25 protein-coding genes are annotated in these 25705 nt (G+C 68.2%); 12 read left to right on the top strand and 13 right to left on the bottom strand.

Features of this window, described 5'->3' with window-relative positions; all coding sequences use genetic code 11:
- Nucleotides 1-40: 40 nt before the first annotated feature.
- The 7 genes from phnC to ACK4IU_RS15965 form a co-directional block, all read right to left on the bottom strand.
- Nucleotides 41-859 carry a phosphonate ABC transporter ATP-binding protein gene (gene phnC, locus ACK4IU_RS15995; RefSeq protein ID WP_409736988.1) on the bottom strand — a complete coding sequence of 273 codons (819 nt, stop codon included), beginning with the start codon at nucleotides 857-859 and terminating at the stop codon, nucleotides 41-43.
- Between the two features lie 104 nt (nucleotides 860-963).
- Nucleotides 964-1893, bottom strand: coding sequence for a lysophospholipid acyltransferase family protein (locus tag ACK4IU_RS15990; protein ID WP_409736986.1), 930 nt, complete (start codon nucleotides 1891-1893; stop codon nucleotides 964-966).
- 31 nt (nucleotides 1894-1924) lie between these two features.
- A complete protein-coding gene (locus ACK4IU_RS15985) occupies nucleotides 1925-3166 on the bottom strand; it encodes an alpha-D-ribose 1-methylphosphonate 5-triphosphate diphosphatase (protein ID WP_409736984.1) in 1242 nt (413 codons plus the stop codon).
- Complete coding sequence (locus ACK4IU_RS15980) at nucleotides 3163-3831, bottom strand: class I SAM-dependent methyltransferase (RefSeq protein ID WP_409736982.1); 669 nt, start codon at nucleotides 3829-3831, stop codon at nucleotides 3163-3165. Before ACK4IU_RS15980 ends, ACK4IU_RS15985 begins: the two co-directional genes overlap by 4 nt.
- Nucleotides 3828-4634 carry a phosphonate ABC transporter, permease protein PhnE gene (gene phnE / locus ACK4IU_RS15975; RefSeq protein ID WP_409736980.1) on the bottom strand — a complete coding sequence of 269 codons (807 nt, stop codon included), beginning with the start codon at nucleotides 4632-4634 and terminating at the stop codon, nucleotides 3828-3830. Before phnE ends, ACK4IU_RS15980 begins: the two co-directional genes overlap by 4 nt.
- Nucleotides 4631-5434, bottom strand: coding sequence for a phosphonate ABC transporter ATP-binding protein (locus tag ACK4IU_RS15970; RefSeq protein WP_409736978.1), 804 nt, complete (start codon nucleotides 5432-5434; stop codon nucleotides 4631-4633). Before ACK4IU_RS15970 ends, phnE begins: the two co-directional genes overlap by 4 nt.
- A 7-nt stretch (nucleotides 5435-5441) precedes the next feature.
- On the bottom strand, nucleotides 5442-6308 hold the full coding sequence (locus ACK4IU_RS15965) for a PhnD/SsuA/transferrin family substrate-binding protein (RefSeq protein WP_409736976.1): 867 nt from the start codon (nucleotides 6306-6308) through the stop codon (nucleotides 5442-5444).
- A gap of 148 nt (nucleotides 6309-6456) precedes the next feature.
- Here ACK4IU_RS15965 and ACK4IU_RS15960 point away from each other — a divergent pair, with 148 nt between their 5' ends.
- Nucleotides 6457-7632, top strand: coding sequence for a GlxA family transcriptional regulator (locus ACK4IU_RS15960; RefSeq protein WP_409736974.1), 1176 nt, complete (start codon nucleotides 6457-6459; stop codon nucleotides 7630-7632).
- Here ACK4IU_RS15960 and ACK4IU_RS15955 read toward each other — a convergent pair.
- Nucleotides 7613-8647 carry an LLM class flavin-dependent oxidoreductase gene (locus ACK4IU_RS15955; RefSeq protein ID WP_149587987.1) on the bottom strand — a complete coding sequence of 345 codons (1035 nt, stop codon included), beginning with the start codon at nucleotides 8645-8647 and terminating at the stop codon, nucleotides 7613-7615. The two genes, ACK4IU_RS15960 and ACK4IU_RS15955, sit on opposite strands and share 20 nt — an antisense overlap.
- Nucleotides 8648-8666: 19 nt before the next feature.
- The gene (locus ACK4IU_RS15950) at nucleotides 8667-10139 is read right to left on the bottom strand and encodes an aldehyde dehydrogenase (protein WP_409736972.1); all 1473 of its coding nucleotides are present in this window, start codon (nucleotides 10137-10139) and stop codon (nucleotides 8667-8669) included.
- A gap of 135 nt (nucleotides 10140-10274) precedes the next feature.
- Here ACK4IU_RS15950 and ACK4IU_RS15945 point away from each other — a divergent pair, with 135 nt between their 5' ends.
- Genes ACK4IU_RS15945 through ACK4IU_RS15930 form a run of 4 tightly spaced genes read left to right on the top strand, consistent with a single transcriptional unit; the run spans nucleotide 10275 to nucleotide 12973 of the window.
- Entirely contained in the window at nucleotides 10275-10655 is a 381-nt protein-coding gene (locus tag ACK4IU_RS15945; protein WP_409736970.1) for a RidA family protein, read from the top strand.
- Complete coding sequence (locus ACK4IU_RS15940; protein ID WP_409736968.1) at nucleotides 10652-11437, top strand: alpha/beta fold hydrolase; 786 nt, start codon at nucleotides 10652-10654, stop codon at nucleotides 11435-11437. Before ACK4IU_RS15945 ends, ACK4IU_RS15940 begins: the two co-directional genes overlap by 4 nt.
- Nucleotides 11434-12354: a flavin reductase family protein gene (locus tag ACK4IU_RS15935; protein WP_409736966.1), complete on the top strand. Its 921-nt coding sequence runs from the start codon at nucleotides 11434-11436 to the stop codon at nucleotides 12352-12354. The genes ACK4IU_RS15940 and ACK4IU_RS15935 overlap by 4 nt, the downstream gene beginning before the upstream one ends.
- Before the next feature lie 13 nt (nucleotides 12355-12367).
- The gene (locus tag ACK4IU_RS15930) at nucleotides 12368-12973 is read left to right on the top strand and encodes an amino acid synthesis family protein (protein WP_409736964.1); all 606 of its coding nucleotides are present in this window, start codon (nucleotides 12368-12370) and stop codon (nucleotides 12971-12973) included.
- 224 nt (nucleotides 12974-13197) lie between these two features.
- Here the strand turns inward: ACK4IU_RS15930 and ychF are convergent, their stop codons facing one another.
- Complete coding sequence (ychF, locus tag ACK4IU_RS15925) at nucleotides 13198-14295, bottom strand: redox-regulated ATPase YchF (protein WP_409736962.1); 1098 nt, start codon at nucleotides 14293-14295, stop codon at nucleotides 13198-13200.
- Nucleotides 14296-14413: 118 nt separating this feature from the next.
- Between ychF and trpA the strand changes: the two genes are divergently transcribed.
- From trpA to ACK4IU_RS15905, 4 genes are all read left to right on the top strand, one after another.
- Nucleotides 14414-15205, top strand: coding sequence for a tryptophan synthase subunit alpha (gene trpA / locus ACK4IU_RS15920; RefSeq protein WP_409736960.1), 792 nt, complete (start codon nucleotides 14414-14416; stop codon nucleotides 15203-15205).
- Nucleotides 15206-15268: 63 nt separating this feature from the next.
- Nucleotides 15269-16432, top strand: coding sequence for an L-lactate dehydrogenase (locus ACK4IU_RS15915; RefSeq protein ID WP_409736958.1), 1164 nt, complete (start codon nucleotides 15269-15271; stop codon nucleotides 16430-16432).
- A 140-nt stretch (nucleotides 16433-16572) separates the two neighbouring features.
- Nucleotides 16573-17946 (top strand): aspartate aminotransferase family protein, encoded by a 1374-nt coding sequence (locus ACK4IU_RS15910; RefSeq protein ID WP_409736956.1) that lies wholly within the window; start codon nucleotides 16573-16575, stop codon nucleotides 17944-17946.
- A 2-nt stretch (nucleotides 17947-17948) separates the two neighbouring features.
- Nucleotides 17949-19337, top strand: coding sequence for a glutamine synthetase family protein (locus ACK4IU_RS15905; protein ID WP_409736954.1), 1389 nt, complete (start codon nucleotides 17949-17951; stop codon nucleotides 19335-19337).
- A 42-nt stretch (nucleotides 19338-19379) separates the two neighbouring features.
- Here the strand turns inward: ACK4IU_RS15905 and ACK4IU_RS15900 are convergent, their stop codons facing one another.
- From ACK4IU_RS15900 to ACK4IU_RS15890, 3 genes are all read right to left on the bottom strand, one after another.
- On the bottom strand, nucleotides 19380-20087 hold the full coding sequence (locus ACK4IU_RS15900; protein ID WP_409736952.1) for a sirohydrochlorin chelatase: 708 nt from the start codon (nucleotides 20085-20087) through the stop codon (nucleotides 19380-19382).
- A gap of 47 nt (nucleotides 20088-20134) precedes the next feature.
- Entirely contained in the window at nucleotides 20135-21265 is a 1131-nt protein-coding gene (locus ACK4IU_RS15895) for an SRPBCC family protein (RefSeq protein ID WP_409736950.1), read from the bottom strand.
- A gap of 63 nt (nucleotides 21266-21328) precedes the next feature.
- Nucleotides 21329-21970: an SGNH/GDSL hydrolase family protein gene (locus tag ACK4IU_RS15890; RefSeq protein ID WP_409736948.1), complete on the bottom strand. Its 642-nt coding sequence runs from the start codon at nucleotides 21968-21970 to the stop codon at nucleotides 21329-21331.
- A gap of 150 nt (nucleotides 21971-22120) precedes the next feature.
- Between ACK4IU_RS15890 and ACK4IU_RS15885 the strand changes: the two genes are divergently transcribed.
- The 3 genes from ACK4IU_RS15885 to ACK4IU_RS15875 form a co-directional block, all read left to right on the top strand.
- Complete coding sequence (locus ACK4IU_RS15885; RefSeq protein WP_409736946.1) at nucleotides 22121-23173, top strand: LacI family DNA-binding transcriptional regulator; 1053 nt, start codon at nucleotides 22121-22123, stop codon at nucleotides 23171-23173.
- A gap of 156 nt (nucleotides 23174-23329) precedes the next feature.
- A complete protein-coding gene (locus ACK4IU_RS15880) occupies nucleotides 23330-24646 on the top strand; it encodes an ABC transporter substrate-binding protein (RefSeq protein ID WP_409736944.1) in 1317 nt (438 codons plus the stop codon).
- 151 nt (nucleotides 24647-24797) lie between these two features.
- Nucleotides 24798-25705: carbohydrate ABC transporter permease (locus ACK4IU_RS15875; RefSeq protein ID WP_409736942.1), on the top strand; the 908-nt coding region annotated here is incomplete at its 3' end.

The raw sequence follows: 25705 nt of genomic DNA, 5'->3' as shown, positions 1-25705 counted from the left end.
CATGGGGGCTCCATGGGGTTGTGGCCCTGCGGGCCGGTGGTCACGACAGCATCAGGTCGGCGTAGGACCGGTCGGCTGCGGTGTCGGTGGGGATCGAGGTCGAGGTGGCGGCCTCGTTGAAACTGTCGTCGGCGCCGTAGATCTCGCGCGCGACGCCGGTCGAAAGCTGGTCGGGCGTGCCGTCAAAGACGATGCGGCCGTCGCGCATGCCGATCACCCGGTCGCAATAGCGCCGCGCGGTGTCGAGCGTGTGGAGGTTGGCGATCACCATCCGCCCGTCCTCGACGTTGATCCGCTTGAGCGTGTCCATGACGACCTGCGCGTTCATCGGGTCGAGGCTGGCGATGGGCTCGTCGGCCAGGATGATCTTGGGGTCCTGCATCAGCGCCCGGGCGATGGCCACGCGCTGCTGCTGGCCGCCCGACAGCGCCTCGGCCCGTTTCGGTGCCTGCTCGGCGATGCCGAGGCGGTCGAGGATCTCCAGCGCGCGCAGGATGTCGGCGCGGGGCCAGAGGTTGAACATGGTCTGAAGGGTCGAGCGGCGGTTCAGGATGCCGTGCAGCACGTTCGAGGCCACGTCCATCCGCGGCACCAGGTTGAACTGCTGGAAGATCATCGCGCATTGCGACTGCCAGGCCCGCGCCTCGGCGCCCTTCAGCGCCAGCACGTCGCGCCCCTCGACCCGGATCTCGCCCGAAGTGGCGTCTGTCAGCCGGTTCATCATCCGCAGGAAGGTGGACTTGCCCGCGCCCGACCGGCCGATGATGCCGACGAAGGCCGGGCGATCCACGCTGAAGCTGATGTTGTCGACCGCGGCCTTCTGGCCGAACATCCTTGTCACTCCGACAACATCCAGCATCGGTCATCCCCCGTTCGTTACGACCCGGGTCCTAACGGGCGAATGTGACAGCTGGCGAAAGCCGGGATGAAGCTTGTGTGACGGTTCGGCTCGGCTCCGGCAGCCTACCACCGGACGTGCGAGGGCCAGGCGAAGGTCTCGTCCGGGTCGGGGATGGCGGGGCCGGCCAGCGCCATGCAGCGCCGGCGCAGGGTCGCCGCCACTTCGTCGCGCGGGATCTGCGCCAGCATCTCGGGCGTGACCGGCGCACCAAGGGTCAGGTCCAGCGGGCGCCCCATGCGGCGGCGGGTCTCGTGGAAGATCAGCGCCACGCGCAGGGGATAGGAGGTGTGGCTCGCGATCTGGAACAGGCGCGAATTCTGCCCGGCGACATGCACCGGCAGGGTGGTAACCCCCGGCAGGGTCGCCAGCCGCCCGACGAAGGGATGCCAGGGCGAATCGACCGCATGTCCGCGCAGCGGCCGGTTGGCCGTAGCCACGCCCCCGCCCGGGAACACCGCGACCACCTTGCCCTCGGACAGAAGGGCGGCCGCCTTGCGCCGGGTCTCGGCCGTCAGCCGCCGCGCCTCGGGCGTACCCGAGAAGTCCACCGGCAACAGGTGCGGGTCAACTTCCGGCACCCGGCACAGAAGGCTGTTGGTCAGGATCCGCACATTGCCGCGCAGCCGCATCCCCAGCCAGCCCAGCGCCAGCCCGTCCAGCACCCCGAACGGGTGATTCGCCACCAGCAGAAGCCCGCCCTCCGGGCGGATGCGTTCCTGCTCGGCCTCGTCGGCATGGACCCGCACCGCGACGCGCAGCTGGCGCAGCGCCGCGTCGAACACGCTTTCCCCCGGCCGCTTGCCCGACCGCGCCCAGTCCAGATAGAGCCGCTCCAGCTTCGGCTGGCCCGAAACCCGCTCGACCGCGCGGATCAGCCCGCGGCGAAAGGCCGACTGGCCGGGATGCGAATAGGTGAACCGCACCGTGTCGACCGGGGTCTCGGCGAAGAACGGGGCGGGTTCGGCTGTCAGGGGCAAGAGGTCTGTCAGCATCGGGAAAGCTCCAGGCAAGGGTTCGGCCCTGTCACAGGGCGGGTTCCAGGTAGGGCGCCACTGCCGTCGGCAGCGCGGAATAGCCCGCCCGCCCGGCCACCCAGGTGCGCAGCGGCGCGGGCGCATGGCCATCGGGCCAGTCGAGCAGCACGAGGTCCGCGCGCAGGCCGGTCGCGATGCGGCCGCGGTCGGCCAGGCCCATGGCAGTGGCGGGATTGGACGAGACGAGCTTCCACAGCGCCGGCAGCGGCGCCACGCGGTCGGCATGAAGCCGCGCGACCGCGCCCAGCATGGCCGGGTAGTAGTAATCCGAGGCCAGGATGTCGCAGAGCCCCCGCGCGATCATATCGGCCGCGCCGGGGCTGCCCAGGTGGCTGCCTCCGCGCATCGCGTTCGGCGCGCCGAGGACGATCGGGTCGCCCGCCGCGCGCGCGGCATGGAACACCCGTTCGTGCATCGGGAACTCGGCCACTTTCGCGCCCAGCGCGCGGTACCAGTCGCGGGTTTCCACCTGGCTGTCGTCATGGCTCAGCATCGGCGCGCCGTGCCTTTTCGCCAGCGCCGCCAGCCGCGCGATGTCCGCCGGCACCTCGGCCCGCCGCGCCCAGACCCGGGCGATCAGCCCGACGAAATCGCCCGTGGTCATCTGCGACCGCTTGGCCCGTTCCCCCATCTTGTGCAGGAAGGCCTCGGTGGTGATGTCGGTGACCGGATAGTCCTCGACATGGTCGAAGGGCCGGTCATGCACCGCGATCTCGGGGTGCAGCAGCGCCGAGGTGGTATGGTCGTTGAAGGCCAGCGCCGGGCGGTCCGGGCCGGAAAGGACATGCGCGATCAGGGGTTCGGCCTCGGCGCAGAAGGTCTCCCAGCGCAGTTGCAGGCGGTTGTCGGCCGTCAGCCGCCCCCGCAGCGCCTCCAGCGCGAAGACGACCTGCCAGCCGGTGTCCACGCTGCGCAGGCCCGGCTCCCAGCTCAGAGTCAGCGCGTGATAGGCCGTGGCGATCCCGTTCGCGGCCAGTTGCCGGTCGGTCTCCAGCAGCGCGGTCTCGACATCGACCATGACACCCGGACGCGGCATGATCTGCCGTTCGAAGGCGTCGCCATGCACATCGACGAAGGCCGGCGCCAGGAACCGCCCCTGCGCCGGGATCACCGCCGCCCCGTCGCGCGCCACGTCGATCCCGGTGATCCGCCCGCCCTCGATGCGGACCGAGGCCGTCTCAACCCGGTCCCCGAAGATGACGCGCGCGCCCTCGATCAGTTCCGCGCTCATCCCAGACGCTCCGCCAGAAGGTGCCAGTGCCAGGAGCCGGGCTTCTCATGCGGCCGGTCGAACAGCGTGAAGACCTCGAAGCCCCAGAGCAGCGACAGCAGGTCGGGGGCATTGCAGAAGTAGTGCGGATGCACCTTGTCGCCCTCGCCCTCGAAGACCCAGGTGTTGCGGCTGATCTCGCGGCCCTTCGCGCGGGCGCGCTCCACCGGCAGGCGGCGGGCCGACAGCATGGTGGCGAGGAACGTGCCCCCCGGCCGGGTCACGCGGGCCACCTCGCAAAGCGTGCGGCGCACCACGCCCTCATCGCCGTGATAGATCACGTTCCAGGCAAGGACATGATCGAAACTGCCGTCCGCGAAAGGCAGATCGGTCATCGAGGCCTCGACCGTCTCGATCGCCAGGCCCCTGGCAAAGGCCGCCGCCGCGATGGCCGCGACCGAAGCCTCGGCCGCGTCCAGCGCGGTGACCTTGTGGCCCATCTCGGCCAGCGCCAGCGCATGCCGGCCGATACCTGCGCCGAGGTCGAGGATCCGCGCCCCCTGCGGCAGGCTCGCGGCATGGTCCATCACCCAGGGTTCTGGGATCGCCCAGGGCGATCCGGCCTCGGACTTCTGCCAGCGCGCGTTCCAGTAGCGATGGGCGGTATCGGTCGTCATCTCGTTCATATCAGCTTCCTGCGGATCCAGCCGGATCCCTGTTCCACCGCGATGACCAGCGCGAGCATCAGAAGGATGATCGCGAAGGCCTCGTCATAGTTGAAAAGGTCGAAGGCGACCTTCAGGTCCACCCCGATCCCGCCCGCGCCCACCAGGCCCAGCGCGGCGGACCCGCGCACCGATTTCTCCAGCGCGAAAAGCGAGGTGGCGGTGAAGGACGGCAGGCAGGCCGGCAGCACGGCCGAGCCGATGATGCCCAGTCGGCTTGCCCCGATCGCGCGCAGCGCATCCTGGGGCCCGGGGTCGGTTTCCTCCATCGCCTCGGCGAAGAAGCGCCCGGCGAACCCGATCTTGTCCACCATGATCGCCATGACCCCCGCCGCCGGGCCAAGGCCCACGATGATGATGAAGATGATCGCCCAGACCAGGTCCGGTACGGTGCGGAACAGCGCGATGACGGCACGGGCGGCTGTGCGGACCAGCGGATGCGGCGACAGCCGGTCTGTGGCGAGGATCGCGAAGGGCAGCGCGAAGATCAGCCCCAGAAAACAGCCCGCCACCGCCATCTGCAGCGTTTCCAGCAGCTTCCAGGAAATCGGCCCGATCCGGCTGAAATCCGGGGGGAACATCTGGGTGAACAGGCCCGAGGGCGCGAACAACCGCGCCAGACCGTTGACGAGCTTGTCCGGCGCCGGCGCGGTCGCGGCCAGCGACGAGACGACCAGCGCCGCCACCACCAGGAACCCGGCATAGCCCGTCAGTCCCAGATGCCGGAACCGCGGCGGGGCGGGAAGGGTCGAGGTCTCGCTCATGCCGCGGCCTCATGGTCAAAAAAGCGCCGCAGCGCCGGGGCGCTCGCCTCGCGCGTGGACTGGTCCAGCGCGATCCGGCCCTGCGCCAGGCCGAGGATCCGGTCGGAAAAGGCCAGCGTATGTTCCAGCCGGTGCGAGATCACCAGAAGCGACAGCCCGTCCTGCCGGACGAGGCCCAGCAGCAGCTCCATCACCTCCTGCCCGGTCTGAGGGTCGAGGCTCGCGTCGGGTTCGTCGGCCAGGATGAACTCGGGCCGCTGCATCAGCATCCGCGCGATGGCGACGCGCTGGCTCTGCCCGCCCGACAGGCTGTCCACCCGGGCCAGCGCCCGGTCGGCCAGGCCCACGCGGGCCAGGCAGGCCATGGCCTCGGCCCGCACCGGGGCCGGGGCCAGCGCCTGTCCCCAGACCTGCGGCCCCGCCATGCGCGCCTGCGCGCCGTGGATCACGTTCGACAAGGCCGACATCCGCGGCACCAGGTTGTGCTTCTGCCAGACGATCCCGACCCGCGCCCGGAACCGCCGCAAGGCGCGCGGCGACAGCGCCCCCACCTCCTGCCCCAGCATCCGCACCCGGCCCGAGGTCGGCTCCACCAGCCGCACCAGGCAGCGCAGAAGCGTGGACTTGCCCGACCCGTTCGCCCCGATCAGCGCGGTGGACTGGCCGGGCGCCAGGGCGAAGTCGAGGCCACGCAGCACCTCGGCCGTGCCGAAGGATTTCGTCAGGCCGGAAACGGCAAGGACCGGCTCCACCAGAGTGGAACCGGCCTCGGCCCGAACAGGGGAAACGGGCGCGTTCACCCCTGCCTCACTGGCCGACGAATTCGGTGAATTCCTTGATGCCGATGTTCTCGTACATCTTCCGGACCACGTCGTAGTCCGCGTCGGTCACGGTCGCATTGAAGCTGCCGCCGATGTATTTCGCATTCTCTTCGGTCGAGGTGACGGCAGCCAGCAGCGCCTCGCCCTGTTCGGCGAAGGTCTTGCGGACCGTCTCGATGACTTCCGGCGAGACTTTAGGCGAGGCCAGCAGGATGTCGTCCGGCAGTTGCTCGCCCTTCACCACCACGCGCAGCTTCTGGTCGGGGAACTTCTCGGTCAGCTGCTCGATATGCGTCCGGTTCAGCCCGATCGCCGCGATCTCGCCCGAGATCAGCGCCTCCATGGCCACGTTGCGCTTGAGGAACACGGGCTCGTAATCCACCGCATAAGTCAGCCCCGCCTTGGCCAGCAGATCCACCGGCCCCAGGTGCTGCGAGGTGGATCCGATCTCGCCGAACGAGATCTTGGCGCCCTTCAGGTCGGCCGGCGCCTTGACCGGGCTGTCATCCAGCACGACCACGGTCGAATAATAGTCCGGCCGGCTGAAGGTGACGACCGGCTGGGCGTCCAGCCGCGCGTTGAACACCACATACTCCGCCGGGCCGGTCAGCACGAAATCCACCTGGTCGGCGGCCATCGCCTCGACCGCGACGGTGCGGCCCGAGACCGGGAAGAACTCGACCTTCAGCCCCGAGGCGGCTTCGAACGCCTCCTTGAACGGCCCCATCTCGCGCTGCAGCGCCTCGAGCCCGTCGATGTCGGTGACGGCGAAGCGGATCGTGTCCTGCGCGGCGACCGGGGCGGCGACGGCAAGGCTGGCGGCCAGAAGGCCCGAGGCAAGGAAGCGGTTCATGGCGTGGTCCTGTCGGAGGTTGCTTTCGACCCCGCCTAGCAAGCCCCGGTGACAGTCGCGCGACGCGAAGATCACAGTCCTGCAACAGAACCGCCCGCCGCGCCCCCTGCACCTTCCCCCACGGTTTTTCGTCGGCTAGCCTTCGACCATGGCGAAAAACCGCATACTGGTGCCCCCTGCCCCCTTGCCCGAGGACACCGGGGCGGACCGCATGACCTTCGTCCTTCTGCCGCGCTTCAACCTTGCCACGCTCATCACCCTGATCGAGCCGCTGCGCATTGCAAACTACCTCGCCTCCCGCCCGCTCTACCGGTGGGAGATCCTCTCGCCCGACTGCCCCGAGGTGCCGGCCTCGAACGGCTTGTCGATCACCGCCGCACCGCTCGACGACCGCAACCGGCGGGGCGAGACGGTGTTCCTGCTCGGCTCCTGGGGGGCCGAGGACTACGGCGCGCGCGAGCTTCTGGCCTGGCTCCGCCGCCAGTCGCGCGAGGGGGCGCGGCTCTGCGCGGTGGAGCTCGGCTCCTACCCCATGGCGCGAGCAGGGTTGCTGAACGGGCGGCAGGTGGCGACGCACTGGTCCTGGGCGCCGGGGTTCCAGGAACGCCACCCGGAGATCGCCGTGGTGGAACAGCTCTACACCATAGGCGACGGCATCCTGACCTGCGCCGGGGGCACGGCCGGGATCGACCTGATGCTGCGCCTGATCGCCGACCGCCACGGCGAAGGCATGGCAGGCGAGGTCGCCGACCAGATGCTCTACCAGCCGATCAGGCCCGCCACCGGGCCGCAGCGCCGCACGCCCGGCGAGGGCACCGAGGCCTTCGCGCCGATCCTGCGCCGGGCCATCGCGCTGATCGAGGAAAACATCGCCGACCCCCTGCCCGTGCCCGAGATCGCCGACCGTCTCGGCCTGTCGCAGCGCCAGCTCGAACGCCAGTTCCGGCGCGGGCTCGGCTGTTCGGTGGTGCAGTTCGGCACGCTCGTCCGCCTGCAGCACGCCCGCGTCCTCTTGATCGCGACCCGGCTTTCGGTGCGCGAGATCGCCACCGCGACCGGCTTCAACGCGCTGTCGCACTTCACCAGCGCCTTCCGCAAATGCTTCGACCGCCGACCCAGCGACTACCGCCAGGGCTGGGCGCCCACGGAAGCCGCGCCCTCCTGGCCCGGCACGCTGACCGCCTATCTCGAGGCGCTGCGCCAGCGCACCACCCGCGCGGTCCGGGGCGGGGCCTCCTCGTTCGACTTCGTCTCCTCGTCGGAAACCCGCGCGAGGAGTGACGAAGTCATCGACGAGCCGACCGTCACGCGAAAGCCGGGATGACCTCCTGGCAGAACAGTTCCAGCGACCGCTTCTGTTCCTTGTGCCCCAGGCCGAGGGAGGCGTAATAGATGAACTCGTCCACCCCGATCGCCTCGTATTCCTTCAGCTTTGCGATCACCTCGTCGGGCGTGCCGAACATCAGGTTCCGGCTCAGCATCTCGGGGTCGTATTCCGCCCGGTTGCCCAGCTGGTCGAAGGGGATCGCCTTCGGAAAGCCGTTCTCCACATCGCCCAGGTTCTTGAACAGGTTCTCGAACTGCGACAGCTGCCGCTGCGCCGCCCGGACCGGGACCATCCAGTCCTCCTTCCGGTCGTACAGCGCCGTGTGCCGCATCATCGCCATGATCGGGCGCTTCTTCCCCGGGTTGTTCGCCAGCGCCTCGGCCATCCGGTCCATGTAAAGCCGCGCCTCGCCCATGTCGCGGGTCAAGGGCCAGGACTGGATGTTGCAGCCCTGCTTGACCGCATAGTCATAGGTGATCGGCGCGCGGGCCGCGACCCAGACCGGGACCTCCTTCTGCAAGGGCTTCGGGCAGGAGGTCGAGGCCGGGAACGACCAGTGCTCCCCCTCATGCGCGTAATCGCCCTTCCAGAGCTCCCGGATCACCGGCAGCATCTCCTGCATGTAGCGCCAGGCGTCGGTCTGCTTCAGGCCCGGCCGCATCCGGTCGAACTCGCGCTGATAGGCGCCCGAGCCGATGCCGAACTCCAACCGCCCGCCGGAGATGAGGTCGACGAACGCCGCCTCCCCCGCCGCCTTGATCGGGTGCCAGTAAGGCGCCGCGATCACCGCCGTGCCCAGACGGATGTCATTGGTATGCTCGGCCCACCAGGTCAGGATGGAAAACGGGTTCGGCGCGATGGTCATCTCCAGCGCGTGATGCTCCGCCGCCCAGGCGATGCGGAAGCCACCCGCATCGGCCATCTGCACCATTTCCAGCGTGTGCCGCGCCACGTCCTTCATGTCGAGCGTGTCGTCGATCCGCTCCATGTTGATCGCCAGGTGGAACTTCATTGTCTATCTCCCTGAAATTTCAGCGCATCACGAAGGGGTTGGCGATGGGCTCGGATGAGGTGTTGACCCAGATCGTCTTGGGCCGCGTGTAGTCGTAAAGCGCCTGGAACCCGCTTTCGCGGCCATAGCCCGATCCCTTGACGCCGCCGAAAGCCGCGATGGGCGACACCACGCGGTAGGTGTTGACCCAGACGATCCCGGCGCGAATGGCCTTCGCCACCCGCATGGCCCTCGCCCCGTCCCGGGTGAAGACACCCGCCGCAAGGCCATGCTGCGACCGGTTCGCCAGCGCCACGGCCTCGGCCTCGTCCCTGAAGCGCAGCACCGACAGGACCGGCCCGAACAGCTCCGTATCCACGATGGTCAGGTCCGGCGAAGGGCAGTCGATGATGGTCGGCTCGTAATAGGTACCCCCCAGCGCGGGCTGCTTCCCCCCGGTCAGCACCTTCGCCCCTTCCGTCACCGCCTGCGCCACCTGCGCCTCGATCAGCCGCACCTGCGCGTCGGTGCACAGCGGCCCCATCTGCGTCTCCTCCGCCAGGGGGTCGCCGATGCGAATCTCCTTCGCCGCCGCTACCAGCCGCGCCAGGAACTCCTCCGCGATGCTGCCCTGCACGATCAGCCGCGACCCCGCGACGCAGCTCTGACCCGTCGCGCCGAAAATCCCCGCCATGCAGCCGTTGACCGCGCTTTCCAGGTCCGCATCCTCGAAGACCACGAAGGGCGACTTGCCGCCCAGTTCCAGCGACACCTCGGCGAAGTTCTCGGCCGAGTTCCGCACCACATGCCGCGCCGTCTGCGGCCCCCCGGTGAACGACACGCGCGCGACCAGCGGATGCGAGGTCAGGACCCGCCCCACCTCGCCATGCCCGCTGATGATGTTGACCACCCCCGCCGGAAACCCCGCCGCCTCGATCAGCCGCCCGAACTCCAGCATCGGCACGGACGCATGCTCGGACACCTTCAGCACCACCGTATTCCCCGCCGCCAGCGCCGGTCCCAGCTTCACCGCCGACAGGAACAGTTGCGAGTTCCACGGCACCACCGCCGCCACCACCCCCAGGGGCTCGCGGTTGGTGAAGACCAGCATGTCCGGCTTGTCGATCGGCAGCACCTCGCCCGCGATCTTGTCCGCCGCCCCGGCATAGAAATGGAAGAACTCCGCGATGTATTTCGCCTGCCAGCGCGTCTCCTTCAGCATCTTGCCGGTGTCCAGCGTCTCGGCCCGCCCCAGCTCCTCCGACGCCTCGGCCAAGAGATCCCCCAGCTTCCGCAAGCACTTGCCGCGCGCCGAGGGCGTCATCGCCCCCCACGGCCCCGCAAGAGCCCGGTCCGCCGCCCGGACCGCCCGGTCCACATCGGCAGCCGTCGCCTCCGGCACCTCGGCCCAGACCTGCCCCGTCACCGGCGAGACCGACGCAAACACCCCCCCGTCCGAGGCGCCCACCCATTCCCCGTCGATCAGCATCCGGCAGCGTTTGATCTCGCCCATCGCGTCCTCCGTGGCCTTTCCCCGTTCATGCCGTGCGCAAATGCCGCATGTTTCCGATTTTTCGTCGCCGTCTGACGAAAATCCGCAATTCGACCCCGCGCCCCGATGGCAAACCCAGGGACCATGGAGGACGGCATGAAAGAGATCATCGGCGGACCCCTGGTCATCAACGGACGGACGCTTTCGCTGTCGAAAGCCGTCCGTGCGGGCGATTTCGTCTTCCTCACCGGCCAGGTCCCGATGGTGGACGGCCAGGTCCTCACCACCGGCACGATCGAGGACCAGACCCGCGCCAGCCTCGACCGCATCACCGAGACCCTAGCCCTGGCCGGCTGCACCCGCGACGATGTCGTGAAAACGATGGTCTGGCTGAAGGACCGCGCCGATTTCCCCGGCTTCAACGCCGTCTATGCCGACTACTTCCCCACCCATCCCCCTGCCCGCTCGGCCCTCGTCTCCGACTTCCTCGTCGACATCCGGGTCGAGGTCGAGGTCATCGCCTGGAACCCGCAATGATCCACAACGGCACCGCCTACGACCTGACCGGCCCCGAGGACGCGCCTGTCGTCGTCCTGATCCACGGCCTCGGCCTCACCCGTGCCGTCTGGCAGTGGATGCTCCCCGATCTCGGAAAATTCCGCGTCCTGACCTATGACCTGATCGGCCACGGGGAAACCGCCCCGCCGGACGGCGACCCGACCCTCAGGGACCTTTCCGACCAGCTGGCCGCCCTCCTCGACCACCTGAACATCCGGAAAGCCGCCATCGTCGGCTTCTCGCTCGGCGGCATGGTCGCCCGCCGCTTTGCCCAGGACCACCGCGACCGCACCACGGCGCTCGTCGTCCTCCACTCCGCCCACAGACGGACCGAGAAACAGCAGGGCGCGATCCTTTACCGCGTCACCCAGGCCGAAGCCGAAGGCCCCGAGGCCACCGTCGAGCTTGCCCTCCAACGCTGGTATACCGAGGCCGCGCAAGCCACCCGCCCCGACCTGATGGACCTCACACGCCACTGGGTCCTCGCCAACCGGCGCGAGGTCTATGTCAAGCTTTACCGCATCCTCGCGCATGGGGTGGACGAGATCGTCGCCCCCCGGCCCCCCCTCACCGTCCCGACCCTGGTCCTGACCGGCGACGAGGATACCGGCAACGGCCCCGAGATGAGCATGGCCATCGCCGAGGAGATCCCCCGCGCGCGGCTGGTGATCCTGAAAGGTCTCCGCCACATGGCCCTGGCCGAGGCGCCGGCGGCCGTCAACCGCCCCGTCGCCGATTTCCTGACCGAGGTGCTGCTGTGACCGCCCCCCAGACCCTCGATCCCAAAGCCCTTCGCAACGCCTTCGGTGCCTTTGCGACCGGCGTCACCGTCGTCACCACGCGCCAGCCCGACGGCACCCCGCGCGGCTTCACCGCCAACAGCTTCACCTCGGTCTCGCTCGACCCGCCGCTCCTCCTCGTCTGCCTCGCCAAGACGGCCCACTCCGCCGACACCTTCGCAAACGCCCCGCATTTCGCCGTCAACATCCTGGCCGAGGACCAGAAAGCCGTCTCCGGCCTCTTCGCCTCGCGCGCGCCCGACAAGTTTGCCCAATGCGCCTGGACCCCCGGCCCCGCCGACATGCCGCTGATCGACGGCGCGCTGGCCAGCTTCACCGCTGCGCGCCACCAGCTTGTCGATGCGGGCGACCACCTCATCCTGATCGGCCGGATCGAGGCCTTCTCGGCCTCGGAAGGCCAACCGCTCGGCTATTTCCGGGGAAACTACTTCTCCATCGGGATCGAGAAGGACCTGGCCGAGGCCGCCGCCGCCGCGAAAGGCAGCCGGCTCGGCGCGGTCCTCGCCTGCGGCGGAGGCGTCCTCCTGAAAGCCGAAGGCGACCGGCTTCGCCTGCCTCTCGCCCCTGAACCGACGCTTGACAGCCTGACGGCGAAACTCGCGGCCCTGGGCCTCACGCCCCAGATCGACTTCGTCTACGCCACCTTCGACGACCGCACGACGGGCGGCCACGCCGTCTATTACCACGGCACAGTCACCGGCCCCCTGCCGCCCGGCTACCGCATCCTGCCGCTGGCCGACCTCGCCCAGGCGCAGATCACCAACCCCGCCGAAGCCGCCATGCTGGCCCGCTATGCGCAGGACTACCGCAACGGCAGCTTCTCGATCTATCACGGCACCGAAACCACGGGCCAAACCCGCCAGATCGGCGCGCTGTAAGAAAGGACCCCCGATGTCGCTTCCCGAACTCCGCAAGCTTGTCACCTATGACGAGGACACCATCACCGACGGCGGCCGCGCCTGCACGCCGCCCTTGCGGATGATCGCCGTCGCAGCCGTGGTGACGAACCCCTGGTACGGGCGCGGCTTCGTGGAAGACCTCTCGCCCGAGATCAGGCGCATGGGCCCGGCCCTCGGCCAACTCCTGACCGACCGCCTGGTCCGCCTCGCGGGCGGGGGCGACAGGATCGAGGCCTACGGCAAGGCCGCGCTCTGCGGTACGTCCTGCGAGCTGGAACACTGCTCGGCCCTGATCCACACCCTCCGCTTCGGCAATTTCTACCGCGAGGCGGTGGGGGCCAAGACCTACCTCGGCTTCACCAACACGCGGGGGCCGGCCAATACGCAGATCCAGATCCCGCTGATGGACAAGCACGACGCGGGCCGCCGCTCGCATTACCTGACCATCCAGTTCTCCGTCCCCGATGCGCCGGGCCATGACGAGCTGGTGATCGCCCTTGGCGCAAGCCTCGGAGGCCGCCCGCACCACCGCATCGGCGACCGCTACCAGGACCTGAAGGAAATGGGCGGCGAGGTCGACAATCCGGCGGGCGTGTGACCCTTTCCCCTGGGGCGGCCCGCTCCAGGGTCGCTGCTCGTCGCTCCCCAAGGATCGCACAAGGGCGCACTTGCCCTTTTGACAAACACTCCACGGGGGTCCGGGGGTGTGAAACCCCCGGGGCCACCCCCGGGGCGTCGCGGCCAGATGGTCAAGATTGCCCTAACGCCCGCGACCAACTCCTTGAAATCGTTCAGACCGAAAACCTGTCCACCGTGGACAGATCAGGCGTTGAACAGGAAGTGCAGCACGTCCCCGTCCTTGACCTCGTAGGTCTTGCCCTCGACCCGGAACTTGCCCGCTTCCTTGGCCCCCGCCTCGCCGTTCCCGGCGATGTAGTCGTCATAGGCGATGGTCTCGGCCCGGATGAAGCCCTTCTCGAAATCCCCGTGAATGACCCCCGCCGCCTGCGGCGCGAGCGTGCCCTTCGGGATCGTCCAGGCCCGGGCCTCCTTCGGCCCCACGGTGAAATAGGTCTGCAAGCCCAGAAGCGCGTAGCCCGCCTTGATCAGACGATCCAGCCCCGCCTCCGCGAGCCCCATCTCCTCCAGGAACAGCGCCGCCTCGTCCTCGGGCAGCTGCGCCAGCTCCTCCTCGATCCGCGCCGAGATCACCACCGAGGCCGCGCCCTGCTGCGCCGCCATCTCCGCCACCCGCGCCGACTGCGCGTTGCCCGAGGCCGCCGAGGCCTCCTCGACGTTGCAGACGTAAAGCACCGGCTTTGCCGTCAGGAGTTGCAGCATCCGCCATGACTTGCGGTCGTCCTCGGCCACCGTCACGCTGCGGGCAGGCTTGCCCTCCTCCAGCGCCTTCTCGGCCAGGGCCAGCAGCCGGTCCTGATCCGCGGCCTCCTTGTCGCCGCCCTTCAGCTTGCGTGCCAGGTTCGCCCGGCGCCGCTCGATCGACTCCAGGTCGGCCAGCATCAGTTCCGTCTCGATGGTCTCGGCATCCGCCACCGGGTCCACCCGGCCCTCGACATGGGTGATGTCCCCGTCCTCGAAACAGCGCAGGACATGGGCGATGGCGTCGCATTCCCGGATGTTGGCCAGGAACTGGTTGCCCAGCCCCTCGCCCTTCGACGCCCCCCGCACCAGCCCCGCGATATCGACGAAGGTCATCCGCGCCGGGATGATCTGCTTCGACCCGGCGATGGCCGCCAGCTTTTCCAGCCGCGCGTCGGGGACCGAGACCTCGCCCACGTTCGGCTCGATGGTGCAGAACGGAAAGTTCGCTGCCTGAGCTGCGGCCGTCCGGGTCAGCGCGTTGAAGAGCGTGGACTTGCCCACGTTCGGCAGCCCGACGATGCCCATCCTGAAACCCATGCGACCCTCCATTGGCGACCGCGCCGCTTCTACGGGCGCAGGTCCCAAGGATCAAGCGGCCCCATTGATTTCCCCGCGCGGCCCATGGCAGATGGAACGGATCACAGGGGGGACCAGCATGACACGGATCGACGATACCTTCGCGCGGCTGCGGTCGCAGGGGAAGAAGGCCTTCGTCGCCTACATCATGGGCGGCGACCCCGATGAGGCGACCAGCCTTGCCGTGATGCAGGGCCTGCCCGCCGCCGGGGTGGACATCATCGAACTCGGCATGCCCTTCACCGATCCCATGGCCGACGGCCCCACCATTCAGGCCGCTGGCCAGCGCGCGCTAGAAGGCGGCATGACGATGGACAAGGTCCTCGCCATGGTCCGCGCCTTCCGCGCCAAGGACCAGACCACGCCCATCGCCCTCATGGGCTACTACAACCCGATCTACTCCCGCGGCGTGGACCGCTTCCTGAAGGACGCGACCGAGGCCGGAATCGACGGCCTCATCGTCGTCGATCTTCCGCCCGAAGAGGATGACGAGCTCTGCATCCCCGCCCAGAAGGCGGGCCTCAACTTCATCCGCCTCGCCACCCCGACCACCGACGACAAGCGCCTGCCCAAGGTACTGCAGAACACCAGCGGATTCGTCTACTACGTCTCGATCACAGGGATCACCGGGGCCGCCGCCGCCCAGGCCGGCGAGGTGGGACCCGAGGTGGCGCGGATCAAGCGCTCCACCGACCTGCCGGTGATCGTCGGCTTCGGCATCACCTCGCCCGAGGCCGCCCGCGCCATTGCCGGCGTGGCCGACGGCTGCGTGGTCGGCTCGGCCATCGTCAAGGACATCGGCGCGGGCGTCCCGGTGGCCGAGGTGCTGGCCAAGGTCAAGGCCCTGTCCGACGGCGCCCATTCCGCCTGAGCCGGGACTTGCCGCACCCCCCGGAGATTGGTAACACGATCTGACCAATCCCGGGAGGCGCCCATGCCCGTCATCACCTGCATCGAGGATCTCAAGCGGCTGCACCGGAAGCGCACGCCGAAGATGTTCTGGGATTACTGCGAAAGCGGCAGCTACACCGAACAGACCTTCCGCGAGAACACCTCGGACTTCGCGCGCCTGCGCTTTCGCCAGCGCGTCGCGCGCGACCTGACCAACCGCGTGCTGGAAAGCACCATGGCCGGGCAGAAGGTCACGATGCCGGTTGCCCTTGCACCGGTCGGCTCGACCGGCATGCAGCACCCCGACGGGGAAATCCACGCCGCCCGCGCCGCGGCGAAGTTCGGCGTGCCCTTCACGCTGTCCACCATGTCGATCTGTTCGATCGAGGACGTGGCGGCCCATAGCCCGGAGCCCTTCTGGTTCCAGCTTTACGTCATGAAGGACGAGGATTTCGTCGATGCGATCATCGAACGCGCGCGGGCGGCGAAATGCTCGGCGCTTGTGCTGACGCTGGATCTCCAGATCCTCGGGCAGCGCCACAAGGACCTGAAGAACGGCCTGACCAGCCCGCCCAGACCCACGATCCCGAACCTCGTCAACATGGCGATGAAACCGCGCTGGTCGCTGGGGATGCTGAAGACCCCGCGCCGCCAGTTCCGCAACATCGTCGGCCATGTGAAGGGTGTCACCAAGCTGGCCGATCTGACCGCCTGGGCCAACGAACAGTTCGATCCGCAGCTCGACTGGCAGAAGGTCGCCCGCATCCGCGACCAGTGGAAGGGCAAGTTCATCCTCAAGGGCGTGCTCGACCCCGACGACGCGCGGCTGGCCGCCGATCTCGGCGCCGACGCCGTGATCGTCTCGAACCACGGCGGGCGGCAACTGGACGGCGCGCTCTCCTCGATCCGCATGCTGCCCTCCATCGTCCGCGCCATCGGCGACCGGACCGAGGTCTGGCTCGACAGCGGCATCCGCTCGGGCCAGGACGTGCTGAAGGCGCTGGCGCTGGGCGCGAAGGGTACGATGATCGGCCGCGCCTATATCCACGGCCTCGGCGCCATGGGCGAGGCCGGGGTGACAAAGGCGCTGGAGGTGATCCACAAGGAAATGGACATCACCATGGCGCTCTGCGGCGAGCGGAACGTGAAGGACATGGGTCGCCACAACCTTCTGGTGCCCGAGGATTTCGAGGGCCGCTGGGCCTGACCGCGCCGCTCGTCGAGGGCTTCGTCACTCCTCGCCTGCCCGTGCCGCGATGAGAAGCCGAAGGCGCACGAGGAGCAGCTGCTTGCTATTTGATCAAATTCCGGCATAAACAGCGCAATCTGTCCCGGGGCTCGCCTGTCATGTCTGCCGAAACCATCGCCGGAATTTCCTCTGACCGCCTGGCCGCCTTCGCCGCGCGCGAGGCGGCGATCTATGCCAAGGCCCGCCCGAAGGCCGCGAAGGCGCTGGAGAAGGGCGCCGGGGTCTTTCTAGGCGGCGTGCCGATGCACTGGATGGCCGACTGGCCGATGCCGCATCTGCCGCTGGTCGCAAAGGCGCACGGTGCGCGGATCGAGGACATCGACGGCGTCGCGCTCGACGACTTCTGTCTCGGCGACACCGGGTCCATGTTCGGCCATTCCCCGCCGCCCGTGGCCCGCGCCATCCGCCACCAGGCCCGCCGCGGCCTGACCTACATGCTGCCGACCGAAACCGCGCTCGAGGCCGGGCGCCTCCTGACCGAGCGGTTCGGACCCTTCCGCTGGCAGATCGCCACCACCGCGACCGATGCCAACCGCTTTGCCCTGCGCGTCGCCCGGGCAATCACCGGGCGGCCGAAGGTGCTGGTGTTCAACGGCTGCTACCACGGCACGGTGGACGACACCTTCGTCGTGCTGGAAAACGGCCGCACGGTGAACGCGCCGGGGCTCCTCGGCCAGGTCAACGACCTGTCGCAGACCGCCGTCGCCTGCGAGTTCAACGACCTCGCCGGGGTCGAGGCCGCGCTGGCCCGGGGCGACGTGGCCGCCATCCTGACCGAGCCGGTGATGACCAACTCCTGCATGGTCCTGCCGCAAGCCGGCTTCCACGACGGCCTGCGCCAGCTGAGCCGCAAGTACGGCGCGCTCCTCATCATGGACGAGACGCATACCATCTCGTCCGGCCTCGGCGGCTATACCCGCGTCCATTCGCTGCGCCCCGACATCTTCGTCGTCGGCAAATGCGTGGCGGGCGGGATGCCGACCGCCGTCTGGGGCCTCACCGACGAGACCGCGAAGCGGTACGAGGAGGCGGATGCGAAACGCGAGCCCGGCCGCACCGGCATGGGCACGACGCTCTCAGCGAACCCGATGCAGTTCGCCTGCCTCGTGGCGACCCTCTCCGAAGTCATGACCCCGGAAAACTACGCCCATATGGAGAAACTGGCCGAACGCCTCTCCGCCGGTCTGCGCAAGGCGATCGAGCGGCACAAGGCCCCCTGGCACGTCGTCCGCGTCGGTGCGCGGGTGGAATTCATCTGCGCCCCCGGCCCCCTGCGCAATGGGACCGAGGCCGCCCTCGCCCACCAGCCGCAGGTCGAAGCCGCGATCCACACCGCGCTGATCAACCGCGGCACGCTGATCGCGCCCTTCCACAACATGATGCTGATCAGCCCGGCAACCAGGAAGGCTCAGGCCGATCGCCTGATCGCCAGCTTCGACGCCATCCTCTCCTACCTTTTCCGGGCAGCCTGACCATGACCACGACCAGCCCCTCCGGCTCGACCCCCGCCGAGGCGGAAGCCTTCCTCGCGGCACATCCCGCGATCGAGGCCTTTGACATTATCCTGCACGACGCCAACGGAATCGGCCGGGGAAAGATCATCCGGCGGCATGAGCTTTTGTCTTTTTACAACAACGGCCGCCATCTCCCCATCTCGATCCTCGGCCTCGACATCTGCGGCGAGGACGTGCACGAGACCGGGCTGATCTGGGATCAGGGCGACGGCGACCTGCGCGCCTGGCCGATCCCCGGCACGCTGAAGGCCCTGCACAACACCCAGCCCCCGCGCGGCGAGGTGTTCATGTCGATGTACACCCTCGACGGCGCGCCGATGACCTCGGACCCCCGCCACGCCCTGCAACGTCAGGTGGACCTCCTTGCGCAGGACGGCCTCCACCCCGCCGGAGCCTTCGAACTGGAATTCTTCCTCCTCGACCCCGAGCGCGGCCCGGACGGCAAGATGCAGCCAGCGCGCGACGTGCTCGACCGCCGCAAGTCGACCAAGACCGAGGTCTATTCGGTCGATCACCTGCACGGGATGCTGCCCCTCTTTTCCGACATCTACGCAGGCGCCGAGAAGGCAGGGATCAAGGCCGAGACGCTCATTTCCGAATACGCCCCCGGCCAGTATGAACTGACGCTGCACTACCGCACCGATGTTATGCAGGCCGCCGACGACCTGATGCGGCTCAAGCGCATCGTCCGGGCGCAGGCCCGGGCGCACGGCGTCGTCGCCTGCTTCATGGCAAAGCCGAACGAGAACTACGCCGGCTCCGGCATGCACTTCCACGTCTCGCTGCTGGACGAAACGGGCCGCAACGTGTTCGTCGAGAAGGACGAGGGCAAGTGGAACCCGACCATCCTGCATGCGCTTGGCGGGCTGAAGGCGACGATGGGCGAAAGCATGCTGGTCTTTGCCCCGCACGCGAACTCCTGGCGGCGGTTCGCCAGCCAGTCCTACGCGCCGGTCAGCCCGAGTTGGGGCGTCAACAACCGCTCGGTCGCGCTGCGCATCCCGGCCGGCGACATCAAGGCCCGACGGATCGAACACCGTCCCGCCGGCGTGGACGCGAACCCCTATCTTGTGGCCGCAACGGTCCTCGCCGGTATCCGCAAGGGATTGCAGGAACGGATCGACCCTGGCCCCGAGACCACCGGCAACGGCTATGCCGACGAGGATGCCTCCGGCATCCCGACCGACTGGAAGGCGGCCATCGACGCGGCGAAGCGGTCGGCCTTCCTGAAGGACGCCCTGGGCGAGGACATGCACCGCACCTTCACCGCGATCATGGCCGCCGAATATGCCCGCGTGATGCGGACGGTCAGCGAGGTGGACTTCGACCTCTACCTGCACACGGTCTGACGGCCGGGCGCCGATTTCTTCAAAGAAATCGGTCCGGATCCTTCAAAGGATCCGGTCCCTGGCCCAGCGGCAGGACCCGGAACAAACCGGCTCGCCCCGCGCAAGCGCCGCCGCGATTATCCTCGGCACCCGCGCATCAAGGCCCACCGGCGGCAGGATGCGCCCTGTGAACCGTGCCTCGGCCAGCGCCGCCGGGATATCCTCGCTCACATGCCCGCCCTCGGCGGCAAAGAACGGCAGGCAGACGCCCCCGCGATCGGCCAGCGAGGCGAGCTGCGGCTCCTGGTCGATGAACCCCGCCGCGACCTCTGCACCCGTCTCGGCCGCGATCCGACCCGCAACATGCATCGCGATGTCCGACGGCGCGGAGGACTTGAACGACCCATGCGCCGCAAGGATCACCTCCCGTGCTCCGGCTTCGCGCACCAGCGTCACGCACAGATCATGCACCGCAGGATCGCAGCCGAAGGGCTCCAGCACCGTCCAGTCTCCTGCCCCCGCCTCGGACAGCCGCTGCGGGATCTGCACCCGCGTGAACCAGCCCCCGGCCATGAACATCGGGAAGACCACACCACCCGGCTGGCCTGCCACCGCCCGCGCGATCGCCCCCTCTTCGGCCAGCGTCGCCGCCCCGACGCGCCACCCGGGCACCAGTGCCTCGACACGCGCCGCAAGGGCCTCCAGCGCCGCCCCCGCAGGGCGCGGGTCGGACGGCTGGCCATGGGCCACGATGACAGCATGCCGGGTCATGCGCGCAAAGGTGACACCTGGCCGGCGAAGGTCAACCCCTCGGGCCGTCAGGGCATCCGGCTGGCGATGTAGCGGGCGAAGTCGTAATTCGGCCGCTCCAGATGGCTCAGCGCGCCCGGCTCGGACAGGCCGGCGCAAAGGCCCTTCCAGACCCGCTCGACACAGCTCTTGTCCTCGACATTGACGTCATCGAGCAGCGCCTTCAGCGCCGCCAGATGCCGCTCGGCCTCGGGGTCGGCACACCACTCCGCGCTCATCCCGCCACCGAACAGCACCTTCACATGGCCCGGCCCGTCCGGCGTCAGGCTGAGATACCAGAAATATCCCGGCGTCAGCGTGATCAGCAGCGCCGGATAGATCGACAGCAGCCAGGTGATCCGGCGCTGATCGCCCACCAGCGTCGAGTTGGACGGATGCGCCAGAGCAAGGGGCACCGCGTCGTTCTTCACGATCCAGTGATAGTTGAACGCCTCTTCCCCCGGCGGGCATTCCATCAGGTTCAGGTCGCAGGACCCGCCGATTGTGCCGGCATGGCAGACCGGCAGGTGGTAGCTTTCCATGAAATTCTCGGCAAGGACCTTCCAGTTGGTGTTCCAGCGGAATTCCTCGCGGAAAACCTCGCGATAGTCCTGCATCGGCAGATGGCCGACCAGCCGGTCCACGCCCCTCAGCCGTTCGGCCGCGGGCGGCGCGTCGGGGTTCAGCGTCACCATGATCCAGCCCTGCCAATCCTCGATCCTGACGGCAGGCAGCTTCACGTCCTCCTTGCAGAAGCCCTCGTTCCGCGCCATGGCCGGGGCGCCGCGCAGGGATCCGTCCAGGCTGTATGTCCAGGCATGATAGGGGCAGACGATGGACCGCACATTGCCCCGCCCCTCCAACAGAGTGCTCATCCGGTGGCGGCAGACGTTGGACATCCCCCGAAGCACCCCCTCGCGGTCGCGAAGGATGATGACGGGCTCGCCCGCGATCACCATGGTCAGGTAGTCGCCGGGGTTCGGCAGCGCATCCGCCCGACCCGCGCAGAGCCATTCCTTCGCGAAGACATGCGTCTCCTCGGCCTTGGCGAAGGCCTCCGAGGTGTAGACGGATTTCGGCATCGCCCGCGCGCGCTCGAACGGGACCGAGACATTCGCGCGCAATTCGGCGATGGCAAGCGAGGGATCGTGCTGGGTCATGGCGGCCTCCTCATGCCAGATTGCGCCCCGGGCGCCCCCCCTTCCAGCGGAAATCCGACAGCTTCAGGGAAAATGCGCCCTGATCGCCGCCGCGAAGGCCTCGGCCAGCGCCGGGTTCGCCTCGGCGTCGTAGTGGATGCCGTCCACCATGGACACCTTGACCACCTGCCCCGCATCGAGGAACGGCACGCCCGTGCGGCGGGCCGCCGCCTCGACCGCGCGCGCCAGGCCCTGCGACTTTTCCGCCCCGCCGGCGAACATCTCCTCCAGGCAGCCCACCTCGACGATCGGCGGCGGCGCCACCAGCAGGACCCCCGGCGCGGCCCCGCCCGGGCCGCAGTCGCTTGCCCGGATCACCCGCACCACCCGCTCCAGCGAGTGCCCGATGTCGGCGGCGTTGACCGAAAAGCGCGGCTTGAGGTCGTTCGTCCCCAGCATCACCAGCACCACGTCGATTGGCTTGTGGCTTTCCAGAAGCGCGGGCAGGATCGTCAGCCCGTTGCGATGCTCGCCCTCGACCGGGTCGTCATGCACCGTCGTGCGGCCCGGATGTCCCTCGGCGATCACCTCCCAGTCCGGGAGCAGCTTCGCCAGCCGCCCCGCCCAGCGTTCCTCCCGGTCAAAGCGGCCTGCGCCCTCCAGGTCCGGCATCGGCTTCGTGCCATGCGTGTTGCTGTCGCCGAAAAGCAGGACCGTCCGCGTCATCTGCGCCTCCTCGTTGCCCGCCGAGGCTAGCGCCGGCGCCGCGACAAATCCACCCCGTCCCGCACCTCCGGCCTGCGTATCTGATTGACGTACCTCATACGGAGGCCGATACTCGCCACCGGAAACCTGGAGCCCGTCTTGCGGCCAACTGTGAACGATATCGCCCGCGAGGCCGGTGTCAGCCTTGCCACGGTCGATCGCGTCCTCAACGCGCGGCCCGGGGTGCGGGCAAAGACCGTAAAGGCGGTGAACGACGCCATAGCACGGCTGGGCTACGTCCGCGACCTGACCGCCGCGAACCTCGCGCGCAGCCGGAACTACCGGATGGCCGTCCTGCTTCCCGATACGGAAAGCCAATTCATTCAATCTCTTGCTGCCGCACTGGTCGAGGCGGGCCAGGCCGCCGCCCCCAGCCGCACCGAACTTCGCCTGATCCGCTTTCCGGCCGAGGACCCGCACGCGCTGGCCGCACTTCTGGGCAGCCTGTCCAGCCGCGACCTTGCCGGGGTCGCGCTGATGGCGCCAGAGACGCCGGTGCTGCGCGATGCGGTCCGCGCGCTGCGCGCCCGCGGCTTGCCCGTGGTCGCGCTGGTCTCGGACCTGCCCAACGCCGACCATTTCATCGGCATCGACAACCGCGCCGCGGGTCGGACGGCCGGGGTTCTGCTCGGCCGCTTCCTCGGCGGGGGGCCGGGGCAGGTCATGGTGCTGGGGCAGTCGCTTCTGGCGCGCGACATGATCGAACGCCGTCGCGGTTTCGACGAGGTGATGCAGCGCGACTTTCCGGGGCTGGAGGTGCTGCAATCGCTGGAAACGCACGGCTCGCCCGCGACCCTGCGTCAGGTCGTGGCCGAGATGCTGGCCAACGCACCCCGGGTGCGGGGCATCTACGCGATGGGCGGTGGCAACCGGATGCTGACGCAAGTCCTTGGCGAGATGGGTCTTTCCGGCAAACTCACCCTGGTCTGCCATGAATTGACCCCGCATGCCCGCCAGGCCCTGCTTACCGGAGAGATCACCGCCGTCATCACCCAGAACCTCGGCCACCTCGCCCGTTCCACCCTGCGCGTCCTGCGCGCCAAGGCCGACAATCAGCCGCTCGACGAAAGCCAGGAACAGATTCGAATCGAGATCGTCCTGCGCGAAAACCTGCCCGACCTGCCCGCCCCGGCATCCGCCGCAAGGATCGACCGGGTCGCCTGAGCCCGCCTCAAACCGCTTTGACCAAACGCGCCAACCGAATCTGAGGTACGCACCTCAAAAACGCTTTACAGGCCCGTCCGCTTTTGCCTATCGTCCCACCAATCCGAAGAAGGCCCGGCATCCGCACGGGTCCCAACCAACCACCGGGAGGACTACATGAAGCGCACGACACTTGCCGCCTCAGCGGCCATCGCGCTGGTCTGGGCGACCCAGGCCAATGCGCAAGCCAACGAACTCACCCTGTGCTGGGCCGCCTGGGATCCGGCGAACGCGCTGGTCGAACTGTCGAAGGATTTCGAGGCGCAGACCGGCACGAAGATGAAGTTCGAGTTCGTGCCCTGGCCGAACTTCGCCGACCGCATCCTGAACGAGCTGAACTCGGGCGGTCAGCTCTGCGACCTCCTGATCGGCGACAGCCAGTGGATCGGGGGTGCCGCCGAGAACGGCTGGTATGTCAAGCTGAACGACTTCTTCGACAAGGAAGGCATCAGCATGGACGACTTCGCGCCAGCGACCGTCTATGCCTATTCGACCTGGCCCAAGGGCACGCCGAACTATTACGCGCTCCCAGCCATGGGCGACGCGAACGGCTGGTTCTACCGCAAGGACTGGTTCGCCCGGCCTGACATCCAGGCCGCGTTCAAGGAGAAATACGGCCGCGACCTCGCCGAGCCCAAGACCCAGAAGGAACTGCTGGAAATCGCCCAGTTCTTCCAGGGCCGCGAGATCGACGGCAAGACGGTCTACGGCGCCTCGATCTTCACCGAGCGTGGCTCGGAAGGCATCACCATGGGCGCGACCGGGGCGCTCTATGCCTGGGGGTTCAAGTATGAGAACACCCCCGGCAAGTATGACATGGAAGGCGCGGTGAACTCGCCCGAGGCGGTGGAAGCCCTTGAATTCTACAAGGAACTCTACAAGACCGCGACGCCTCCGGGCTATGACAACGCCTACATGGAACAGTCGCTCGACGCCTTCAAGTCGGGTCAGGTGGCGATGGCGATGAACTGGTTCGCCTTCTTCCCCGGCCTCTATGCCGATCCGAACACCGGGGGCGACAAGATCGACTTCTTCGTGAACCCGCCGCAGAACGTAGCCGCCTCCACCCTCGGCGGACAGGGGATCAGCGTGGTGGCCAACACCGACAACTTGGATGGCGCGCTGGCCTACATCAAATGGTTCGCCAACCCCGAGGTGCAGAAGAAATGGTGGGCGGCCGGCGGCTATTCCTGCCACAAGGCGGTGCTGGAGGACCCGAACTTCGTGAACACCGCGCCCTTCGCCGGCGACTTCCTCGAGGCGATGGCCGGGGTGCAGGACTTCTGGCAGGAACCGGCCTATGCCCAGCTGCTGCTGGCCATGCAGGAGCGGTTGCACAACTACATCGTGGCCGACCAGGGCACCGCGAAAGAGGCGCTGGACGGCTTGATCGCGGACTGGACCGAAGTCTTCCAGGACGAGGGCAAGCTCTAGTCTCCCACAGTGCGACGCTTCCCGCCCCGCGCCTCCCCTCCCCCTCGTGAGGAGGGGAGGGGGGCGGGGGGCACCCCCTCCCTCCCCCATGCAGGGGGAGGGCAGCGCGCAGTCGCCTCGTTGCGCCAATGCTTCTTCGCCGGATCACCCGATGACCAACCCCATCGAAGCCGCTGCCCGGGCCACGCCCGCCCCCCTCGCCCGCCGCGTCCGGGGCCTCAGTGACCGCGCCATCGCCTGGATCTTCGTGGCGCCCACGATCTTCCTGCTTCTGGCGATCAACATCTTCCCGCTGATCTGGACGGTGCGGCTGTCCTTCACCAACTTCGCCGCCAACCGGCCGAACCGCGAGGTCGAATGGGTCGGCCTGCGCAACTACACCCGCATCCTCACCGACGCCGGCACCTGGGAGACGATGCAGACCACGGCACATTTCCTGGTCTGGACCATCACCCTGCAAGTGCTGATCGGCTTCACCCTCGCCTGGCTCATCAACCGGAAATTCAAGGGCAACGACCTGCTGACCACGCTGATCGTGCTGCCGATGATGCTGTCGCCGGCCGTGGTGGGCAACTTCTGGACCTTCCTCTACCAGCCGCAGATCGGCCTGGTGAACTACATGGTCGAACTGGTCACCGGCACCCCAGCCTCTTCCTTCTCCATGCTCGGTCCCGGGGGCCTTGCGAAATGGTCGATCATCATCGTCGATACCTGGATGTGGACGCCCTTCGTCATGCTGATCTGCCTGGCAGGCCTACGCTCGATCCCCGACTACATCTACGAGGCGGCCGAAGTGGACCGCGCCTCGAAATGGCGGCAGTTCTGGACCATCACCGTGCCGATGGTCCTGCCCTTCCTCATGCTGGCCGTCCTGTTCCGCGGCATCGAGAACTTCAAGATGTTCGACATGGTCAACCTGCTGACCGGGGGCGGGCCGGGGAACGAGACCCTGCTGACCTCGATCGACCTCAAGCGCGAGGCCTTCGAGAAATGGCGCACCGGCTATTCCTCGGCCTATGCGATCATCCTGTTCGTCACGGTCTTCGGCCTCGCCTCGAT

Source organism: Tabrizicola flagellatus (assembly GCF_046295235.1).
GTDB classification, from domain to species: Bacteria; Pseudomonadota; Alphaproteobacteria; order Rhodobacterales; family Rhodobacteraceae; genus Tabrizicola; species Tabrizicola flagellata_A.
Note: the sequence above shows the minus strand (reverse complement) of the source record. Positions and strands in the feature narration are given on the sequence as shown.

Excerpts from the sequence above, each read along its gene's own strand:
- phnC (WP_409736988.1), bottom strand. The coding sequence starts at position 859 with ATGCTGGATGTTGTCGGAGTGACAAGGATGTTCGGCCAGAAGGCCGCG.
- ACK4IU_RS15990 (WP_409736986.1), bottom strand. The coding sequence starts at position 1,893 with ATGCTGACAGACCTCTTGCCCCTGACAGCCGAACCCGCCCCGTTCTTC.
- ACK4IU_RS15985 (WP_409736984.1), bottom strand. The coding sequence starts at position 3,166 with ATGAGCGCGGAACTGATCGAGGGCGCGCGCGTCATCTTCGGGGACCGG.
- ACK4IU_RS15980 (WP_409736982.1), bottom strand. The coding sequence starts at position 3,831 with ATGAACGAGATGACGACCGATACCGCCCATCGCTACTGGAACGCGCGC.
- phnE (WP_409736980.1), bottom strand. The coding sequence starts at position 4,634 with ATGAGCGAGACCTCGACCCTTCCCGCCCCGCCGCGGTTCCGGCATCTG.
- ACK4IU_RS15965 (WP_409736976.1), bottom strand. The coding sequence starts at position 6,308 with ATGAACCGCTTCCTTGCCTCGGGCCTTCTGGCCGCCAGCCTTGCCGTC.
- ACK4IU_RS15960 (WP_409736974.1), top strand. The coding sequence starts at position 6,457 with ATGGCGAAAAACCGCATACTGGTGCCCCCTGCCCCCTTGCCCGAGGAC.
- ACK4IU_RS15955 (WP_149587987.1), bottom strand. The coding sequence starts at position 8,647 with ATGAAGTTCCACCTGGCGATCAACATGGAGCGGATCGACGACACGCTC.
- ACK4IU_RS15950 (WP_409736972.1), bottom strand. The coding sequence starts at position 10,139 with ATGGGCGAGATCAAACGCTGCCGGATGCTGATCGACGGGGAATGGGTG.
- ACK4IU_RS15945 (WP_409736970.1), top strand. The coding sequence starts at position 10,275 with ATGAAAGAGATCATCGGCGGACCCCTGGTCATCAACGGACGGACGCTT.
- ACK4IU_RS15940 (WP_409736968.1), top strand. The coding sequence starts at position 10,652 with ATGATCCACAACGGCACCGCCTACGACCTGACCGGCCCCGAGGACGCG.
- ACK4IU_RS15930 (WP_409736964.1), top strand. The coding sequence starts at position 12,368 with ATGTCGCTTCCCGAACTCCGCAAGCTTGTCACCTATGACGAGGACACC.
- ychF (WP_409736962.1), bottom strand. The coding sequence starts at position 14,295 with ATGGGTTTCAGGATGGGCATCGTCGGGCTGCCGAACGTGGGCAAGTCC.
- trpA (WP_409736960.1), top strand. The coding sequence starts at position 14,414 with ATGACACGGATCGACGATACCTTCGCGCGGCTGCGGTCGCAGGGGAAG.
- ACK4IU_RS15915 (WP_409736958.1), top strand. The coding sequence starts at position 15,269 with ATGCCCGTCATCACCTGCATCGAGGATCTCAAGCGGCTGCACCGGAAG.
- ACK4IU_RS15910 (WP_409736956.1), top strand. The coding sequence starts at position 16,573 with ATGTCTGCCGAAACCATCGCCGGAATTTCCTCTGACCGCCTGGCCGCC.
- ACK4IU_RS15905 (WP_409736954.1), top strand. The coding sequence starts at position 17,949 with ATGACCACGACCAGCCCCTCCGGCTCGACCCCCGCCGAGGCGGAAGCC.
- ACK4IU_RS15900 (WP_409736952.1), bottom strand. The coding sequence starts at position 20,087 with ATGACCCGGCATGCTGTCATCGTGGCCCATGGCCAGCCGTCCGACCCG.
- ACK4IU_RS15895 (WP_409736950.1), bottom strand. The coding sequence starts at position 21,265 with ATGACCCAGCACGATCCCTCGCTTGCCATCGCCGAATTGCGCGCGAAT.
- ACK4IU_RS15890 (WP_409736948.1), bottom strand. The coding sequence starts at position 21,970 with ATGACGCGGACGGTCCTGCTTTTCGGCGACAGCAACACGCATGGCACG.
- ACK4IU_RS15880 (WP_409736944.1), top strand. The coding sequence starts at position 23,330 with ATGAAGCGCACGACACTTGCCGCCTCAGCGGCCATCGCGCTGGTCTGG.